Annotated in this window: 16 protein-coding genes and 1 pseudogene; 13 read left to right on the top strand and 4 right to left on the bottom strand. The window is 35.5% G+C overall.

From position 1 onward, the window contains the following. Positions 1–103: 103 nt before the first annotated feature. A complete protein-coding gene (locus HMPREF9402_RS01335; RefSeq protein ID WP_006783823.1) occupies positions 104–841 on the top strand; it encodes a hypothetical protein in 738 nt (245 codons plus the stop codon). A gap of 267 nt (positions 842–1,108) precedes the next feature. Next, positions 1,109–2,509 carry a cation:dicarboxylate symporter family transporter gene (locus HMPREF9402_RS01330; RefSeq protein ID WP_006783822.1) on the top strand — a complete coding sequence of 467 codons (1,401 nt, stop codon included), beginning with the start codon at positions 1,109–1,111 and terminating at the stop codon, positions 2,507–2,509. Between the two features lie 29 nt (positions 2,510–2,538). Here the strand turns inward: HMPREF9402_RS01330 and HMPREF9402_RS01325 are convergent, their stop codons facing one another. The 4 genes from HMPREF9402_RS01325 to HMPREF9402_RS01310 form a co-directional block, all read right to left on the bottom strand. Continuing rightward, a complete protein-coding gene (locus HMPREF9402_RS01325) occupies positions 2,539–3,021 on the bottom strand; it encodes a hypothetical protein (protein ID WP_009606236.1) in 483 nt (160 codons plus the stop codon). Positions 3,022–3,280: 259 nt separating this feature from the next. Continuing rightward, entirely contained in the window at positions 3,281–4,006 is a 726-nt protein-coding gene (locus HMPREF9402_RS01320; RefSeq protein WP_006783821.1) for a hypothetical protein, read from the bottom strand. Position 4,007: 1 nt separating this feature from the next. Then, on the bottom strand, positions 4,008–4,922 hold the full coding sequence (locus tag HMPREF9402_RS01315; RefSeq protein WP_009606232.1) for an AAA family ATPase: 915 nt from the start codon (positions 4,920–4,922) through the stop codon (positions 4,008–4,010). A gap of 122 nt (positions 4,923–5,044) precedes the next feature. Next, on the bottom strand, positions 5,045–5,788 hold the full coding sequence (locus tag HMPREF9402_RS01310; RefSeq protein WP_006783819.1) for a hypothetical protein: 744 nt from the start codon (positions 5,786–5,788) through the stop codon (positions 5,045–5,047). A gap of 434 nt (positions 5,789–6,222) precedes the next feature. Between HMPREF9402_RS01310 and HMPREF9402_RS01305 the strand changes: the two genes are divergently transcribed. From HMPREF9402_RS01305 to HMPREF9402_RS01260, 11 genes and pseudogenes are all read left to right on the top strand, one after another. Further along, positions 6,223–7,128 (top strand): magnesium transporter CorA family protein, encoded by a 906-nt coding sequence (locus HMPREF9402_RS01305; RefSeq protein WP_006783818.1) that lies wholly within the window; start codon positions 6,223–6,225, stop codon positions 7,126–7,128. Between the two features lie 55 nt (positions 7,129–7,183). Next, entirely contained in the window at positions 7,184–8,626 is a 1,443-nt protein-coding gene (locus tag HMPREF9402_RS01300; protein WP_006783817.1) for an aldehyde dehydrogenase, read from the top strand. A gap of 88 nt (positions 8,627–8,714) precedes the next feature. Continuing rightward, complete coding sequence (locus HMPREF9402_RS01295; protein WP_006783816.1) at positions 8,715–9,077, top strand: YccF domain-containing protein; 363 nt, start codon at positions 8,715–8,717, stop codon at positions 9,075–9,077. Between the two features lie 61 nt (positions 9,078–9,138). Further along, a complete protein-coding gene (locus HMPREF9402_RS01290; protein ID WP_009606229.1) occupies positions 9,139–9,843 on the top strand; it encodes a restriction endonuclease in 705 nt (234 codons plus the stop codon). A gap of 105 nt (positions 9,844–9,948) precedes the next feature. Continuing rightward, a complete protein-coding gene (locus HMPREF9402_RS14420) occupies positions 9,949–10,089 on the top strand; it encodes a hypothetical protein (RefSeq protein ID WP_006783814.1) in 141 nt (46 codons plus the stop codon). A 54-nt stretch (positions 10,090–10,143) separates the two neighbouring features. Next, positions 10,144–11,100, top strand: a complete 957-nt coding sequence (gene uvsE / locus HMPREF9402_RS01285; RefSeq protein WP_006783813.1) for a UV DNA damage repair endonuclease UvsE — start codon at positions 10,144–10,146, stop codon at positions 11,098–11,100. Between the two features lie 194 nt (positions 11,101–11,294). After that, positions 11,295–14,870 carry a chromosome segregation protein SMC gene (gene smc, locus HMPREF9402_RS01280; protein ID WP_009606245.1) on the top strand — a complete coding sequence of 1,192 codons (3,576 nt, stop codon included), beginning with the start codon at positions 11,295–11,297 and terminating at the stop codon, positions 14,868–14,870. An 85-nt stretch (positions 14,871–14,955) separates the two neighbouring features. Continuing rightward, positions 14,956–15,963, top strand: a complete 1,008-nt coding sequence (gene ftsY, locus HMPREF9402_RS01275; RefSeq protein ID WP_006783811.1) for a signal recognition particle-docking protein FtsY — start codon at positions 14,956–14,958, stop codon at positions 15,961–15,963. A 172-nt stretch (positions 15,964–16,135) separates the two neighbouring features. Continuing rightward, on the top strand, positions 16,136–16,462 hold the full coding sequence (locus HMPREF9402_RS01270) for a putative DNA-binding protein (RefSeq protein ID WP_006783810.1): 327 nt from the start codon (positions 16,136–16,138) through the stop codon (positions 16,460–16,462). Positions 16,463–16,465: 3 nt separating this feature from the next. Continuing rightward, the gene (gene ffh / locus HMPREF9402_RS01265) at positions 16,466–17,893 is read left to right on the top strand and encodes a signal recognition particle protein (RefSeq protein ID WP_006783809.1); all 1,428 of its coding nucleotides are present in this window, start codon (positions 16,466–16,468) and stop codon (positions 17,891–17,893) included. Between the two features lie 216 nt (positions 17,894–18,109). Next, positions 18,110–19,617 (top strand): annotated as a pseudogene (locus HMPREF9402_RS01260) (alkaline phosphatase). The last annotated feature ends 8 nt before the right edge of the window (positions 19,618–19,625 follow it).

Genomic DNA, 19,625 nt, shown 5'->3' with positions numbered 1-19,625 from the left:
TATTCATGAGGTCTCTTTTAACTAACTTTTATTGTACAATTTAAAAAACCATCCCAAGCGAAAAGGTGATGCTAGTTAATAGATATGGATGGGAGGAATAGCAATGGATTTTTCTAATCTTAAATCGTTAAAATCGTGTTCACTTGAAGAGGTTAAGGAACGGTTAGGAGCTTCAAAGAAAAAAACAGAACTCTATGTTAGTGAAGTTAATCCAGATGAGTTTGCGAAATTTCAATTTTCACCTCAAGTTGAAGTCGACGTCACGATGACGAGTCATATCTTTGAAAAATCGGATTCCTACTTTTATCATTTATTTCATGAAGTTTTATATCGGTCCTTAAAAATTGAGGTTGACTTAGAACGAATTCAATTAGTGAAGGAATTAAAATTTTTAGCGACTCTGATTTTGGTTGGATTGACGCTTGTTTTTTTAATTGTTTCTCTTCGTTTTCCATTTAAAGTCGGACTTTTTGTTTTAATTACGATGGTCTGTGGTGTCTTATATTATTTATGTTGTCAAAAACCTGAGTTATCTGTGACACATATTGAACGACGAACGAATTTTAAAATTATTAATGAGACGTGGCTTGAACAGTTACCTTCTCTTTATGTAGTTGATCAAACAGAAGTCTATCTTGGAGGAAATTTACTCACCGGCAATAGTGAAGATTTAAATCAACCGTTTTATAAGGTAGAATCACAAGAGGAATGTTTAAAGTTAATTGATTTATACCGTATCTGCGTTAAAGAATCTTCTTACATCGATGATACAGTCTTGATTGGGTATTATTTTGAATTATTACAAGGGGTGGAAGGAGAGGTTCTTACCGAAATGGAATAAAACCATGATAATCATGGTTTTTTTATTTGTTATCAATCACAATTTGGATTAAAGTATCAGATTGGGGTATTCTATATAAAGCACGCTAGGAAGGTTAAGATGCTATTTTGATTCGTTTAAAATGAAGTTTGTATTGAATCAGATGACTTAATGATTGTGAATGTTAATCATTATTATGAAAAATAGTTATTATATTAGTTGCTAAATTAAAAGCATCATTGTAAAATAAAAGACACTTGACAAATTGAATAGGAGGGAAGTGAACGGATGACAAGTTCATTTTTTACAGATTTCTTATATTTAACCGATATTCGAACGGTTATTTTTATTGCGATTTTAATTGCTTTATTCTTTGTGATGAAGCAATTTGAAAAAAAGAAAGTTAAATTTTCAACACGTATGTTATCGGCAACTGCGATTGGTCTTGTACTTGGATTATTAATTCAAGTTGTAGGCGGATTCCCAGATGTTCCGATGGATGTTCCATTTATTGCAGAAATTAATAAGTGGTATGGATTAGTGGCAAACGGATTCATGGATTTATTAAAAATGTTAGTTGTCCCACTTATTTTCTTCTCAATTATTCGTGTTATTATTAACATGAAAGAGGGAGAAAATTTAGGAGCGATGACAGCTAGAACCTTGTTGACGTTAGTTGGAACAACAACGATTGCGGCGATTATTGGATTAATCATTGGAAACTTATTTAAGTTAGGGGTTAGCACAACGTTAATGGAGGGTGATGTTTCTATTCGTGAAGTGAGTTCAATTGTTGATACACTTCGTGGGCTAATTCCATCTAATCCAATTGCAGCGATGGCAGAAGGAAATGTGGTAGCAGTTGTTATTTTTGCGGCTTTTTTAGGAATTGCGACGAAACGTCAAACGAAAAAGTATTATGATGTGGTGAAGCCATTTATTGATTTTGTAGAAGCTTTCTATAAAATCATTTTAAGTGTTGCGATGACAATCATCAAATGGATGCCATATGCCGTGATTGCCCTACTAGCAAATACGATTGCGGGACGTGGAATGTCAGCTTTAGGACAAGTGTTTGACTTTATTATTGCCCTGTATGTTGGAGTCGCTGTGATGTTTGTGGTGCAATTAATCTTAATTGCAATGAATGGATTAAATCCATTCCGTTACGTTAAAAATGTATTAGATGCCTTAGTATTAGCCTTTACTTCACGTTCAAGTCTTGGAACATTACCTGTAAGTATTGAAAAGCTAACCGATAATGTTGGACTTGATAACGGAACGGCTACTTTTGTTGGAAGTTTAGGATCTAATGCTGGAATGAATGGATGTGCGGGACTTTATCCTGCATTAGTCGCGGTCATGGTAGCTAACATGACGGGAACACCGATTGATTTAAGCTTTATTGCGATGTTAGTCTTAGTGATTGCGTTAGCTTCATTTGGAATTGCTGGAATTCCTGGGTCTGCAACGATGGCGATTTCAGTTGTGTTATCAGGAATGGGAATGGGAGCTTATTTCCCACTGATTGCAGGAGTTATTGCGGTTGATCCGATTTTAGATATGGGACGTACGATGTTAAATGTAAACGGAACATTAACAACAGCTGTTTTAATTGGAAAAAAATATAATCATATTGATAAAGATGTGTTCTATGGACGCAAAACATTAACTGAAGATGAAGAATAGAAAAAAGACGGGGACTCACCCCGTCTTTTTTATGCCTTTAATTCATGAATCCCTAAATCTAATAGTTGAAGTTTAATGGATCCAATTTTAGAATCTTTTGCAATTTCATATTTGGTTACACTGATACTTTCAATCTCACCCACAAGATCGATGATTTCCTGATTTTTGATCCCTTGCGTCGTGTTGACTTTAAAGCAAGCCACGATTTTTTTATTCTCTTGATGCTCAATTTTTAAATATTCTGTATAGCTATTAGGCGCTACTTCATTCCAACAATGGAAGAATTCTGGTGTGAAATTTAAAGCCATTAGATGTTCTCTAAAAATATCTAATCGTTCGATTAAATAAGCATCTTTTAATTCTTCTAAGTCAATTTGAATGAGGCGATTTAAAAAGTCTATTTGTTCTTCATCAGTCGCGTATCGAGCATTGTCTTCTTCGCAAATTAATAAGGATGTATTGAAACAACCGTAGAGATGGGTGTCTAATTGAATGGTCCATTGTGCTTGCATGTTCTTCCCTCGCTTTTATAGTCTTTGTTGTCATTTTACTATATTTTATTTTTTATCCTATATCAGTGACGATAAGTTTTCTTGATTTTTAGAAAACTTTGATTGATTTAAAATTTAGATTACCTATAAGTATCGCGAGGAAAGTACGATGTTAAGTAACCTGATTGACTTCGGCCTAATCCTTTCTCTTGAGATGAAAGGATTAGAATCATGAAGACTCATCTCTCGTACGGTCTAAAGATGAGCGTTAAAAAGCCCGTCACTGGCCGTTAGGGGCTAAAGTCGTGTCATTTAGTTTTTGGATGAACTCAAAAAATTCTTTTAAACTTCGTAAGTCATCTGTTTCAAAAACTCTTTTTTGAAGGCCTTCAATGAACTCAAGACTATACATCACAGGATGAGCCCGAGATTTCATGTAGTGAAGACCGACTTCTTGCATCATTTGTCTTAAGTATCGTTCATGATATAGAGCATTTGTACTGACGAGGCCACGATTATCTTTTTCCATGAGTTCAGGGTCCTGGATTGCCACATTATAATGATTAGCAAAAGGGGCAAAGGCTTTACTGTAACTGGTTGGGAAGTAGTCACGATTACCGAGTAACCAGGTTTCAATGCATTTATTTTGAACGAATATTTGATAGGGACAAGATAAGGCATGTGGATAGTTTTTGATTTTATTAATTGTTATCTGTTTACGAGCCATGACGCCTTCATCATCTCCATCTAAGAAGATGAGAAGGTAGTTGAATTTATGACTTCGATTGATGGTTTCAATGGTTTGTCCTAGAATATTTCGAGAAGGTGAGCTAGGATCTGTTCCAAGAAGACGTGGATAACCGAGCCCACTAAAGATGACATAATTTTGGTCAGTCACCTCATTAACAGTGGCAACTCGTGTGAGAGAAGGCATTAAATTGCCAATCCAGTTATCGATGATTTTATGACCAGATTTTCCGTCTTCAACGAGAATGTAGAGATTCATGTTAGAAGACTCCTTCGTATTCAAGTCGGTTCATGAGTTCAAAAAAGGCATCGTATTTGTTTTGACCAATGCCGAGTTCGATTGCTGTTTTATTTGAAACGATAGAGTCGATTCGATGAACAATGACCCAACAAGAAGGTGTAATGTTATTAATGATATAGGGATGATGGCTGGTTAAAATCATTTGAATTCCTTGTTTTTGAATCATCTCTTCTAGAATGAGTCCTAAGCAATTAAGGCCTAAACCATTTTCAAATTCATCAATTAATAAGACTGTTCCGGGTTTAGCTAAGGTTACTTCACTTAAGTAGATAAGTGTTTTAAGCATCCCATCTGATAAGTTGTGGTGCGTCAGCGTAGCACCTGATTTATCTTTTAGACGTAGAACATATTGATTTTCAATTGTTTCAAAGGTCAAGTCTTCGACTTCTTCAAATATCAGTTGGTATAAGGCTTTTAGAATATCGAAACGCCCTTTTTGAAATTGATAAATATAGGCTAGTCTTTCTAAGGTGTTATCACTTAAGAAGTTTAGTGAGTTTTCTTTAATTTGTTGTTGTCTGATGAGTGAAACAGGAAGAACATAACGAATTTTTTCGTTGATGTTTTTAATTTGTAGTGGAATGGATAAGGCACCTTCTCTAGAACTTAAATCTTGATTGATGATATGATAGTTATCAAGTGTCACTTCATAAGTATATAGGTGCTCATTGTATTCAAAATCAAGGACGTAGTGCCCAGATTCGAGTGTCTTGGTTTGTCCAGTTTGTAACAGTTGGGTTAACTCTTTAATATAATGAAGAACTTGACTTTTTCCTGATCCTGAGACTCCAACGAGGAGTGTTAGTGAATGGAAATCGATTGGTTCAATGCTCAAACTATTTGTACTATTTACGATTAATCTATGGATCTTCACAAATTTCCCCCCTTATTTGATGCCTAATATAAATTACTCAAAGGAAAGGAGAAATGGCACGGTTTAAGAAGGAGGAGAGGGACATTTATAAAAAAAACTCTGAGATTATCAGAGCTTTTTTCTTATTCAGCTAATGCTTCTTTTTCAGTGGGTGTTAATTGATAAGTTTGACCACTGTTTTCAATTTCACGGTATTGTTCCATTTTAACACGGAATAATTCTCCATTTGTTGGAGGTGTATAAGTAATGGCATTTGCTCCTGCCGCAATGGTTTCTAAGATTGATTCATTTGTTGGTCCACCCGTTGCCATAATTGGGATAGTTGGGAATTTTTGACGAATAGAACGAACAATGGCCGCGGTATTGGCACCTCCACTGACATTAATGATGTCAGCTCCCGCTTCAATTTTAGATTGAACATCTGTTGATTCCGAAACAACGGTTACAACAACTGGAATATCGATACTTTCTTTAACGTACCTAATGGTTTCGTGTGGGGTTGGTGCATTTAAGACAACGGCAATTGCACCTTGGAATTCAGCGTGAAGCGCAATGTTTCCAGAACGTGTTCCGTGAGTTAATCCTCCACCAACTCCGCAGATAACAGGGATGTCAGAGACTGTTAAGATGGCTTGGGTAATAGTAGGTTGTGGGGTAAATGGATAAACAGCAATAACAGCATCAGCATTTGTATTTTTTATGATTGCAACATCAGTTGTAAAAATAAATGATTTTAATCGTTTACCAAAAATACGGATTCCACTGCAATTACGAATCACTTCAGGAACGCGAACAAAATTTTTACGCAAGTTACTAGTAACCTCAGGAACTAATTTTTCGGGTGTATGAACTTTTTCAGAAGTCATTTAAATAGTCACGTCCTTTCAAATCAACAAAATTGTAATATAACCATTATATCCGACTTAATGTCAAAAGTTAAGAAAATCTCCGTATCTTTTCGGATTTCCTTTCGCAGTCTTCCAATTATAGGGAGTTTGAGGGTAAGGTATCGTGTCGAAAATAATTAAAATGTCGAAACGTGAAAAAACTTCCGCTTCAAGGTGGTTATTTTATGAAAATAGTTGTATACTTTAAAAGGAAAAAAATTATCCTGTTATATTTAGTCTAGCGTGTGCAAACACTAATTACGATCGAGTAGTTTATGTTTTTAAAACGTTAGCATCATGCTTTTGGAGGTGAACATAAGTGGAAGATTCCATTCCCATACGGACAATTAAATTAATCACACTTATGTTTGCGGTGAAACGTTCTTAGGTGTGAAAATGTAAGAGGTGATTCGATGAGAAATGAAGTGAATTTTGTTAATTCACTGACGAATAGTGGGTTTCAATGGATTAATTTAATTAATCCAACGCATCAAGAGGTTGAGGCTATGTGTAAAGAGCATGACCTTGAGTTTGAAACAGTTATTACGGCACTCGATGAGGAGGAACGTTCTCGTGTTCAAATCGAAGATAACTTCACGATGATCATTGTTGACGTCCCTGTTTCATATGAGTCTGATACATATTATTCAACGGTTCCTTTAGGAATTGTAAAAACAGATAAATTATTATTAACACTGTGTACACAAGAGTTAAGTGTCTTTAGTAAGCGATTAAAGACCCAAACGAAAAGTATTAATGGTCATATTTACCAAATTCTTTATACGATTTCGATTCAATATTTAGGATACTTACGTGTCATTGAACGAAAAAGTAGTCAAGTTGAGCGTGCCCTTCGCCAAACGCCTCAAAACGAAGATTTAATTGAAATGCTAGACTTACAAAAATCATTAGTATACATGTCATCCTCACTTCGCTCAAACCAAATCGTCCTTGAACGTCTAGTTAAGCTTGAAAAATCAGATACGCCAGAAGCTGAGATGCTTGAAGATGTGATTATCGAAAATAAGCAGGCCATAGACATGTCAAAGATTTATGGAAATATCTTAAATAGCAACTTAAATGTCTTTGAAACGATTATCTCAAATAACTTGAATATGGTCATGAAGTTTTTGACAGTTGTTTCTGTGATTATTGCGGTTCCAACGGTTGTATCAAGTTTCTGGGGGATGAACGTCCCGGTGCCATTTCAAGAAAATCAATATGGCTTTTTAATTGTAACGATTATTTCAATTATTATTACCGGGTTAGCGGGTGTTTATATTAATAAAAAGGAAAACCGACGTTATAAAAGAAAATAAAAAAATGATTACCCTTCTATTTAGAAGGGTTTTTTCAAATGAAAGGTCGACAAAGATGAAAGCATTAAATTCTAATTTAACGAACCATCAAACTCATCGTGAGAAACAAGAATCAATGAAGACAGAATTAAATCATATTTTGACTCAGCATCAAGATTATCTTGAGCAACGAGGAGGGAATATTCCACTTTCTGTACGAATCGAAGGATTAAAACGATTAAAAGAAACGATTAAAAAATATGAAGTGGACTTACAAGAAGCCTTAAAGATTGATTTAGGAAAAAATGAATTTGAAGCTTATTCAACCGAGATAGGTTTTATTTACGCTTCTATTGATTATACGTTAAAAAGATTAAAGAAGTGGGCGCGTCCTAAACGTGTGAAATCAGAAGCGGCACAATTAATTGGAACGTCTTTGATTATTCCAAGTGCCTATGGTGTTGTTTTAATTATTGGTCCCTTTAATTATCCAGTGCAACTGTTATTAGAACCTTTAATCGGGGCTATTGCAGGTGGAAATGTTGCGGTTTTAAAACCGTCTGAGTTTACACCACATGTTGAATCAGTTATGGTTCGTTTAATAAAGGAAGCCTTTGATTCTCGATATGTCTCAGTGGTGACAGGTGATTACCAAGTGAATCAGGCTTTGCTTGATTTACGATTTGATTATATTTTCTTTACCGGAAGTGTGAATGTTGGAAAGATTGTGATGGAAAAAGCAAGCCATCATTTAACACCTCTTACACTTGAACTTGGAGGAAAATCACCTGTAATTGTAGATGAAACAGCGAATTTAAAGTTGGCTGCTAAGCGTATTGCATGGGGAAAATTTATGAACGCTGGTCAAACCTGTGTTGCCCCTGATTACGTGATGGTTCATCATTCCGTTTATGAAGCTTTTTTAAAAGAGTTACAGACGGTCATTAAGTCATTTTACGGAGATAACATTCAATCAAATCCTGAGTTTGGACGTATTGTAACGACCCGTCATGCGTCGCGTTTAGCTGATTTAATAGAAGGCAATCGTGATCAGGTTGTGATGGGTGGAGCTGTTGATTTAGAAGATCGTTTTATTGAACCTACTGTATTCAAAGAGGTGACCTTAACTTCTTCTTTAATGGAGGATGAGTTATTTGGTCCTCTTCTTCCGACGATGTCTTATCAATCAATGGATGAGATTAAGCGTTGTTTAAAAGCTCATCCTAATCCATTAGCTTTTTATGTTTTTTCTGAAAATAAAGCCTTTAGTCATCAATTAATCACGCAGTTTTCGTTTGGTGGAGGTTGTATCAACGATACCATTACGCATGTTGCGTCTTCAAGACTGCCTTTTGGAGGGGTTGGAAGTTCTGGAATGGGTCGTTATCATGGAGAGGCAAGTTTTAAGACGTTCACTTACGAAAAAAGCATGGTGAATCGCTCGACGAAAATTCACTTAAATCTTGTGTTCCCTCCGTACAAAGACAAGTTAAAATTAATTAAAAAGATTATGAAATAACAAATGATTTACAATTTCTAGTAATATCCTACACGACTTCCTATCAAATCTCTCATATGATATAGTAAATAGGAAGGGAGAGATGCTTATGTCATGTCTTGGAAATCTAGTATGGCTACTTTTTGGCGGGTTATGGGCCTCATTAATTTGGTGTTTGTTTGGCGTTCTCTGGTGTCTAACGATTGTTGGCATTCCGGTTGGTCTGCAATGCTTTAAGTTAGCTAAATTACAATTAGCTCCATTTGGTAAAGAGGTTGTGACAGTCAACAATGGAAGTGGGACTTTTGTTTTAAATATTTTATGGTTACTTTTTGGTGGGTTAGAAATGGCTTTAGTGAATTTAGTGAGTGCTTTAATGTTAGCTATTTCTATTGTTGGAATTCCATTCGCTTTTCAGGCCATTAAAATGGCAAAGTTATCTCTAATGCCGTTTGGTAAAGAAGTTATTTGATTTATTGGGACGATTTTGTTTAAAATCGTTCCATTTTTTTCATAATAAAATTGGTGATGTTATGGAAAAAAGAATCGTTTATATTGCATATTTAATTATTGCATTTGTTGTTTTTGATTTCTTTTATGGATTTACGGATTGGATTGCAAAGTGGCAGATGTGGAATTGGTATCTTATTATTTTACTCTTAACCATTGCTGCTTTATTGTTGATTAAATATAAACAAAATCAACGTAAATTAGCATTAGATGAGTATAGTAAGCAAAATGAAAGACGTCGACTACAGCTAAGCCAACTCGTTTTATTTGAGCAACTAGAGCATTTAAGTGATGAATCCTTTAACCAATTATTAAAATTATTTTATGAACTGAAGGGATATGAATCGGTTGAAGTAGCGACTAATCCGGCGACGCAAGGTTATGATTTGTTAATGTGGTCACAAGGTGAAAAAATCATTGTCAAGTGGTTTAAATGTGTTCCCTTAATCAAAGATTTATATACCCATCCAGCAGGATTAGAAATGTCAGTCGGTGATATCGTTGGGGTTAGTGACATTCGAGGTGTTTTAGGAGCGATGCAAGATTTTGATGTTCAAGCAGATCAAGCTATTGTCATTACAACAAGTGATTTTAATGATGAAGCGAAAGATTTTGCAAATCGGAATCACATTGAATTGCTAACCGGATATGAGTTTTACCATGAAATTGAAAACTTAAGGGAAAACGGAACGAGTCTCGTTTTAAATGTCAGTGAAATGGAACTCTAGGTCTGATTCATCCGCGATAGATTAGATATTTTGGGGATCGTCGTCTCACAAGAAGGGCTTAGTAAACATAGAAAATAACAACTAGAGGTAAAAGGAGGTGACGCCATGTTTTTAGCAGGTGTCGTCGTCGGAAGTTTGGTGACGTTAGTGATGGTTGCATTATATAGTTGTTTAGTCGTAGCGGGACGCGCCGATCGTCAGATGGAACAAATGATCAAACAAGATGAAAGATTTAAGGATAAATAATTTAAAGAGGACCTGGGTAAACTAGAATGATTCTAGAAAACCGAGGTCTTTTTTATGAAAATTCGTTTAGGTTATGTAGCTATTGCGCTAAAGTTAGATAAGGTTACAAGTTCATCACCTGTGACCTATAAAAAATATTCATCACTTTCTTCAAAGCGTGAGCAACTTAGTTTATTAACGCGCGTAACTAAATCAAATTTGCACGATTTGATTAAAATTTTAAATTATAACGCGAAACAAGAGATTCATTTTTACCGAATGACATCAAAATTAATTCCATTGGCCACCCATCAAGAGGTTCTATGGGATTATTCCAAAGTCATTCAGGAGGAATGTCAAGAAGTTGCAGATCTAATTAAGAAATATGACATGCGAGTCGATGCACACCCCGATCAGTTTAATGTTTTAAATAGTATCAATGAAGCAGTGATTGAAGCGTCGATTCAATCCCTTTTACATCAGTTGCATTTATTTGAGTTATTTGATATTAAGTCTCCTCAACTTGTTTTACATGTGGGGGGGAAAGCCGGTGGGAAAGAGGCGGCATTAGAGCGATTTATTCAAACATTTCATCGGCTACCACCAAATATTCAAAAGGCTTTAATCATTGAAAATGATGATAAAGTTTATTCAGCCGATGATGTTCTTAAGCTATGTCAAACCTTAAATATCCCCATGGTTCTTGATATTCATCATCATCGTTGCTATAACGAAGGGATAGAGCTTCAACCCCTTTTAGAATCCATTTTTAAAACGTGGGATCAAAATCCTTGGCCTCCTAAAGTTCATATTTCAAGTCCGAAAGAATTTGACACGGATCGTCGTCATTCAGATTATATTGAAATTGAGGATTTGCTTCGATTTATTGAGTTGGTTCAACCCCTTAATCAAGATCTAGATATTATGATTGAAGCAAAACAAAAAGATTTAGCCTTATATCGCCTCATACAGGATATAAAAGTTGCAAGACCACATTGGAAGTGGTTAGATGGGACAACCTTTGAAGTTTAATGGTGAAAACAGCACGAAAAGAAGTGCTGTTTTTTTGTATAAGCATCACAAGAGGGGATAGCTTTGGAAAATGATATGTGATTTAGAAGATAATCTTAGAACTAATGTTTGATAAACGTAGAAGTCCCTTTATTTTACGTATGACTTTTTGGTATAATAAAATAGATAAAGAATGTAGATAAAGGATGAAACATATGTATTTAAAAAGAATTGAAACAATTGGTTTTAAATCCTTTGCCGATAAAACTGTAGTCGAGTTTGAACGAGGCGTAACGGCTGTCGTAGGACCGAATGGATCAGGGAAGAGTAATATTTCAGATTCGATTCGTTGGGTACTCGGAGAGCAGTCGGCAAAAAGTTTACGTGGTGGGAAAATGGAAGATATTATCTTCGCCGGGACATCAACTCGTAAACCACTTAACTTTGCTGAAGTGACACTCGTTTTAGATAATAGTTGTCAAAGCTTACCGATTGATTATGATGAAGTAAGTATTACCCGTCGTGTTTATCGAACGGGGGATAGTGAATACTTAATTAATAAACAAAAAGTTCGTTTAAAAGATGTCATTGATTTGATTATGGATTCAGGGATTGGCCATGATTCGTTATCCATTATTTCTCAGGATAAAGTTAAAGCCATTGTCGAGGCAAGGGTTGAAGATCGCCGTGTGATTATTGAAGAGGCAGCAGGTGTTTTAAAGTATAAGATGCGTAAAAAAGAAGCAACGCGCAAACTTGAATCGACTAGTGATAATTTAAGTCGTGTTCAAGATATTATTTTTGAGTTAGAAGACCAAGTTGAACCCTTACGTAAGCAATCAGAAAAAGCTGAAAAGTACATGGTCTTAAAAAAGGAATGTAGTGAGTCAGAAATCAGTGTGTTAGCTTATGATATTAAAACGTTAAATGACCAAATGGAACGTTCAAAAAAAGAACGTAAAGAAGTGGAGTTTGAACATTTAAGTATTAATGGAAAGATTGCGACGGATGAGCGTCGAATGGATAATTTAAAGCAAACGCAACAAGCTCAAGAACAACAGTTAGAAGCCTTACAAACTGAGTTAGTTGAAACGTCAGAGTTAATTCAAAAATTACAAGGTCAACGAGATGTTTTAAAAGAACGTCATAAAAATGCCTCTTCAAATAAAGAGCAACTGACGGAACAACAGGTCGAACTTGAACAGCAGTTAGAACTAGCGACGAAGCAATTAGAACTAGCGACCAGTTCGATGAAAGAAACCGAATCCCGTTTATTAGCCAAACAAACACAGTTAAATCAAGTGACGGAAGAATATCAACACTTGGAGGAAAATTTAAAAACAGAATTAGAGTCCACGCGAGAGGCTTACTTTGAAGATGTTAATGAACTAGCTAGTGTTAAAAATCAATACATTTCGATTAATCAGCAAATTAAAAAGACAGAGGTGACGCTTGAACGCATTAGTGGTGATGAAAATAAATCGCTTATTGATCGTGAGACGTTGCGTCGTGAGCAAGAAGGATTTAAGCAAGAGTATGATAAATTAAGTGCACAATTAAAGGAGAAGCGTGAAGAGTATCAAATATTACAAAAAACGCATCAACATTCGTTAAAGCAATTAGAAATGGAGACAAATCGTTTTAGACAGTTAACGCATCAAGTCGATAAAATGATGAATCGTTTACAATGGCTAGAGGATGCTCAAAAAGATTTCTCAGGATTTAACGAAGGGGTAAAAAAAATCTTAAAGGCTCGTGAGCAAAATCAAATTAATGGGATTGAGGGAGCCGTTGCTGAACTAGTGTCTGTTCCTAAAGAACTTGAGTTGGCGATGGATGTGGTACTAGGTCCTGTTATGCAACAAATTGTGACAACAAGTGACGATGCTGCTAAAAATGCTATTGATTTCTTAAAGCGTCATCATGCGGGGCGTGCGACATTCTTACCTTTAAATGTTATTAAGTCTCGTGTGTTGCCAATGGATGTTTTAAATCGTATTCAAAATAATCAAGATGTTGTAGGTGTGGCTTCACAATTAGTGGGTTATGAAGAACGATATCGACAAATTGTTGAGAATATTTTAGGAAGTATTATTGTTACGAAAGATTTAAATGTGGCTAAAAATTTAGCAAAGCAATTGAATTATCGTTATCGTATTGTCACGCTTGAAGGAGACGTTATTAATGCAGGAGGAGCGATGACCGGAGGGGCTGTTAAACGTCAAGGTTCATCGTTATTACGTCAAAAAAATGAAATTGAAGATTGTCAAAAGAAAATTGCAGAGTTAAATGAAGAAGTCGAACAATCAAAAGGACTTCAACAAGAGTTACAAGAAGTCGTTAAAAATTCTGAAAAACAATTATCAAAACTTCAATCGGCTGGCGAACGTTTAAAAGATAAAATGTCGGAGACGAATCAACAAAAATTAGCGTTTGAATATCGTGAAAAAGCACAAAATGAACGTGACGAATTACTTCGAATTGAACGTCGTGAACATGAATCGGAGTATAAGCAATTAGTTGAAAAGAATAATGATTTAGCCGAATCGCGTTTAAGACTTGAAAATCGAATTGAATCAGCTAAAGGAATCATTGATACACTAGAAGAGCAACTTGAACAACAAGAAGAAATGAAAACTCAGTTGATGGAAGTTATGACGGAGTTAAAAGTTGAAGTGGCTAAACTTGAGACGGCTCTAACAAGTGAAATTGCGACTCATTATCGTTTGCAAGAGGAATCAGGCCAAGCAAAAGAACGTTTAGCAGAATTAATCAATCGATTAGAGCAAAGCGAACAAGAAATGCTTGGAAATGATGATGAAGTTATTTCACTTGAAACACAAATTGAGCAACAGAAAGAATCTCGTGAATCGATTGTTGAAAAAATTCAAGAACAACGTTTGACTTTAACAAAAGTCAGTCAAGAACTTGAGATTTTAGAGCGTGAAGTAAGAGAAAGTCATAAAATTCATCAAAAAATGACGGAGTCAATTAATCAACTCGATGTTGCGATTGGAAAAGTTGATGTTGAGATGGATTTAATGATTAAAAAACTTGAAGAAGAACATCAAATGACGTTTGACTATGCGAATGAACATTATCCTTTAAAGGGAAGTATTGAAGAAGTTAAACAAAAAATTCGTAGCTTAAAAGGTCAAATTGCTTCACTCGGTGAGATCAATGTGGCTGCAATTGCCGAGTACCAACGAGTGAAAGAACGATACGAATTCTTAACGACACAACGCGATGATTTAATTGAAGCGAAAGCTAATTTAGAGGAAACGATTAATGAAATGGACCAAGAGATGACCATTAAATTTAAAGAAACCTTTGACTTGGTTCGTGTTGAGTACATTGAAATCTTTAAAAAATTATTCGGTGGTGGAACCGCTGATTTAGTGTTAACTGATCCTCACGATTTATTAAATACTGGGGTTGAAATCATTGCACAGCCACCTGGAACAAAGTTAAAAACTTCAAATTTATTATCAGGTGGACAAAAAGCCTTAACATCGATTGCCTTATTATTTGCCATTTTAAAAGTTCGTACGGTTCCGTTTTGTGTGCTCGATGAGGTTGAGGCTGCACTTGATGAAGCCAATGTTTCTCGTTATGCCAATTATTTAAAGGCATTTAGTAAAGAAACACAGTTCATCGTTATTACTCACCGTAAAGGAACGATGGAAAAAGCTGATGTATTATACGGAGTGACGATGCAAGAACGAGGGGTAACGAAACTCGTGTCAGTTCGTATGGATAATGTTTCAGATTATCTAGATGATGAAAAATAATAGTCATAGACCGTAAAATATGATAGAGTAGCATTAAAGTCATTTTGTATGACACGATATTATTAATTAATTGAGGTGAAGCCTGATGGGTTTATTTGATCGTCTAAAGTCGATGGTACTTGGAAAAAAAGAAGTCTCTGAGACAGAAATTCGTGCTCAGCAACATTATAAAGAAGGTATGAAAAAAACACGTGGTAACCTTTTAAAACAGTTACAGTCTGTTTTTTCAAGCTATAATGACATTAATGAAGAGATGTTTGAAGAGTTAGAAGAAATCTTCATTATGGCTGATATTGGTGTTAATACCGTGGTAGATTTCATTGATCAATTAAAAGAGACTGTACGCGAACATAATGTTACGGATCCAAAAGAATTACAGCGTATTATGGTCGATAAACTATTTGAAATTTACGTTAAAGGTGAGTTTGTGAACTCAAACTTACGTCTGAATAAAGAAGGATTAACTGTTATTTTATTTGTTGGGGTAAATGGGGTTGGAAAAACAACCTCAATTGCAAAAATTGCTCATCAATTAAAAGGAAAAGGAAAGTCTGTTTTATTAGCCGCAGGAGATACGTTCCGTGCAGGTGCAATTGAACAATTACAGGTTTGGGGAGACCGCATTGGGGTCGATGTGGTGTCATTAAGTGAAGGTTCAGACCCATCAGCCGTTATGTTTGATGCGATTAAAGAAGCGAAGGCTCGTAATGTTGATGTGTTATTATGTGATACGGCAGGACGTTTACAAAATAAAGTTAACTTAATGAAAGAGTTAGAAAAAATTAAACGCGTGATTGAACGTGAAGTTCCAGGAGCGCCTCATGATACATTATTAGTCATTGATGCAACAACAGGACAAAACGGAATGAATCAAGCGAAGGCGTTTTTAGAAGCGACAGATGTATCTGGAATTGTTTTAACAAAATTAGATGGAACAGCAAAAGGTGGAATTGTTTTAGCCATTCGAAATGAAATTGGGATTCCGATTAAATTTGTTGGTTTAGGAGAAAAAGCCGAAGATTTAGTTCACTTTGATATTGAACAATATATTTATGGATTATTTGCAGATTTATTTGAAAATGAAGCAGAGTAATTAGGTTTTTAGGTAGGGCTGAATAGATGGGTCTTGATAAGTTTGATGCAGTTGAAAACTTTTATCGGGACTATAGGTCTCTTTAGTATCAAAAGAGCTTAACGATTAAGTCTGATTATGAAATTATAAATTATCGTTTAGTTTGTATATAGAAGCTAGTGGGGGCATTGTGATGTTAGAAAAAGTCAATCGAATGAATGAACTGTATGATGCATATCAAGTATTATTAACATCAAAGCAGAAGACTTATCTTGAGCTTTATTACCAAGAAGATTTATCGTTGAGTGAAATTGCTGAACAATTTGAGGTAAGTCGTAATGCCGTGTTTGATAACATTAAACGAACAGAGAAATTGTTAGAAGATTATGAAACGAAGTTACAATTATTAAAAAAGCGTGAAATACGTGAAGAAATTTTAGATCAGATGCAAGTTCATACACAGGATGAGCAGATGATGAAGTGGATTAATGAGTTGCAACAACTCGATTTGGAGGTTTAATTTATGGCATTTGAAACATTATCAGAACGACTACAATCGGCCTTAAAAAGTGTCACACGTAAAGGAAAATTAACTGAAAAAGATGTTGACGTGATGATGCGTGAAGTACGCTTAGCGTTACTTGAAGCCGATGTTAATATTAAAGTTGTACGTGAATTTATTAATGAAGTTAAGGAAAAAGCTGTCGGAGAAGCTGTTTTAAAAAGCTTAACGCCAGGGCAGCAAGTGATTAAGATTGTTAATGAAGAGTTAACGAAATTAATGGGGGATAGCGCGGCTGAGTTAAACTTTGGTCATGCTAAACCAGCTGTTTTTATGATGGTCGGATTACAAGGAGCCGGGAAAACGACACACACAGGAAAAATTTCAAGTTATTTACGTAAAAAAGAAAAGAAAAATCCATTATTAGTTGCCTGTGACGTGTATCGTCCTGCTGCCGTTGATCAGTTAAAAACAATCGGTAAGCAATTAAATATTCCGGTTTATGAAAAAGGAACATCAATGAACCCAGTTGATATCGCAAAAGAAGCGATGACTTATGCTCGTGAAAATGGTCATGATTTAGTCATTATCGATACAGCTGGACGTCTACATATTGATGAGCAATTAATGGATGAGTTAAAAAATATTAAAGAGCTTGTTAATCCTCAAGAAATCTTATTAGTCGTTGATGCGATGACTGGACAAGATGCGGTTAATGTCGCTCAATCATTCCATGATCAATTGGATTTAACAGGGGTTGTGTTAACGAAGTTAGATGGTGATACTCGTGGTGGTGCTGCTTTATCAATTCGTAAAATTACTAATGTTCCAATTAAATTCATCGGTCTTGGTGAAAAATTAGATACATTAGAAGTCTTCCATCCAGAGCGTATGGCATCTCGTATTTTAGGAATGGGAGATGTTATGACCTTAATCGAACGTGCTCAAGAAAACTTCGATGAAGAAGAAAGCATGAAGTTAGCGGACAAAATGATGAATGCTACTTATGACTTTAATGATTTCTTAAAGCAAATGAAACAAATGAAAAAACTTGGAGCATTTGAAGATATTTTAAAAATGATTCCGGGTGTCGGAAACCAATTAAAAGATATTAATATTGATCCAAAACAAATGGCACGTGTTGAAGCGATTATTTACTCAATGACAGAGCAAGAGCGTAAAAATCCTGATTTAATTAATGCAAGTCGTAAGCAACGTATTGCAAAAGGTTGCGGATGTGATATTGCAGAAGTTAATCGTATGATTAAACAATTTACAGATATGCGTAAAATGATGAAGAAATTCTCAAGCATGGATCCACGACAGATGGAACGTATGGCCAATGCCTTGCAACGCGGAGGTAATCCAGGTGCAATGGGTGGCTTTGGAGGCATGATGGGACAAGGTAAAAAAGGAAAAGGTAAAGGTCGCGGTGGCTTCCGTTTCTAATATCGTTAAAAGAGAGTACTGAATTAGTGCTCTCTTTTTTGACATAAAAATTTAGATTTTACGAAAAATAAAAAATACGATTGATAAAGATAAGTCAGATTAATAAGAGAATATCATGTCGTCTAGATATTCCTCATATTCTCTAAAGTTAGATTTTTTGATGAAAAATCTATCATTTGGTTATCATAAGTTTATTGGTTAAAAACAGGAGGATGGATGATGAATAAAAAATGGTTAAACATCCTATTATCAATGGCAACTGCTTTAACGGTTGTGATGGGGTGTTCAAATGAAGAAGAAAAATCAGTATCAGTTGCTGAAACAATTGAAGTGACGGTGGCGCCTAAGTATGTATTTATGTTCATTGGAGATGGAATGTCACAGGTTCAGGTAAATACTGCCCAAGTCTATACAGGAAGTGATGGAGAGGGTGAAATCACAACTAATAATTTAAATTTTACAGCTTTTCCTACGGTTGGATTGGTCACGACACATAATTCAACGTCTTTCGTTCCAGACTCAGCCTCTACAGCTACAGCTTTATCTTCTGGTGTGAAAACGCATAGCGGAGTCATTGGGTTAGAAGCAAATAAAACGAAGGTAACAGAAAGCATCACTGAAAAATTAAAATTAGCAGGAAAAAAATTGGAATTGTGACAACAGTCACGATTAATCATGCAACCCCTGCAGCGTATTATGCTCATGTTCCATCTCGAGGTGATTATTACGAGATTGCCACACAATTAGCAACATCTAACTTTGATTATTTTGGCGGAGGAAGCATTGCACAGCCAACGGGAAAAAATGAAGATGAACGAAATGTGTATGAGATCATTGAAGAAAATGGATATCAAGTAGCTAAGACGAAGGAAGATATTTTGGCGCTTGACTCCTCATCAGGTAAGGTATATGCTCAAAGTCCTGTGTTACAAGATTCAGGAGCCATGCCTTATGCCATTGATGCCAAAGAAGACGATTTAATGTTGGCTGATTTTGTCGAGAAAGGGATTAAAGTCCTAGATAACGAACAAGGATTTTTTATGATGGTAGAGTCAGGGAAAGTCGATTGGGCTTGTCATGCAAATGATGCCATGACGGCCATTGCTGAAGTGTTAGCTTTTGAAGATGCCGTTCAAGTGGCAATTGATTTTGCAAATGAGCATCCTGAAGAAACGTTAATTTTGGTGACCGGTGATCATGAAACAGGAGGAATGAGTATTGGATATACTAAAACAGGTTATCATACAGCGTTTGAGTTGTTAAAGGCACAAAAAATGTCTTATGTTGCGTTTGATGAATTAATTAAAGATTTAAAAGCAAGCAACCCAAATTTAACGTTTGAGGATGTATATCCGATTATTAAAGAAAACTTTGGATTGATATCATCAGAAGATGAAGAGGCTACTCATGGAGAAAAGGCATTGTTTGTCATGTCGGATGATGAGTTGAAGAAATTAAAGGCTGGCTTTGAAGAGTCGATGAAAAATAAGGATGATCGGGATCAAACTGAGGAGGCTCAAATTTTATATGGCGGATATGATCCACTATCGGTTAGCTTAACTCATCTTTTAAATAATAAAGCAGGTATTGGTTGGACATCTTATGCGCATACAGGAGCACCGGTTGCGATTTATGCGAGAGGTGTTGGAGCTGAATTGTTTAGTGGATTTTACGATAATGTGGATGTCTTTCATAAATTAGTTGAAATTTGTCAGGTAGATTAAGTGAAGGA

The organism is Turicibacter sp. HGF1, from assembly GCF_000191865.1.
Taxonomy (GTDB): Bacteria; Bacillota_I; Bacilli_A; order MOL361; family Turicibacteraceae; genus Turicibacter; species Turicibacter sanguinis.
This window is presented reverse-complemented; position numbering and strand designations above follow the sequence as displayed.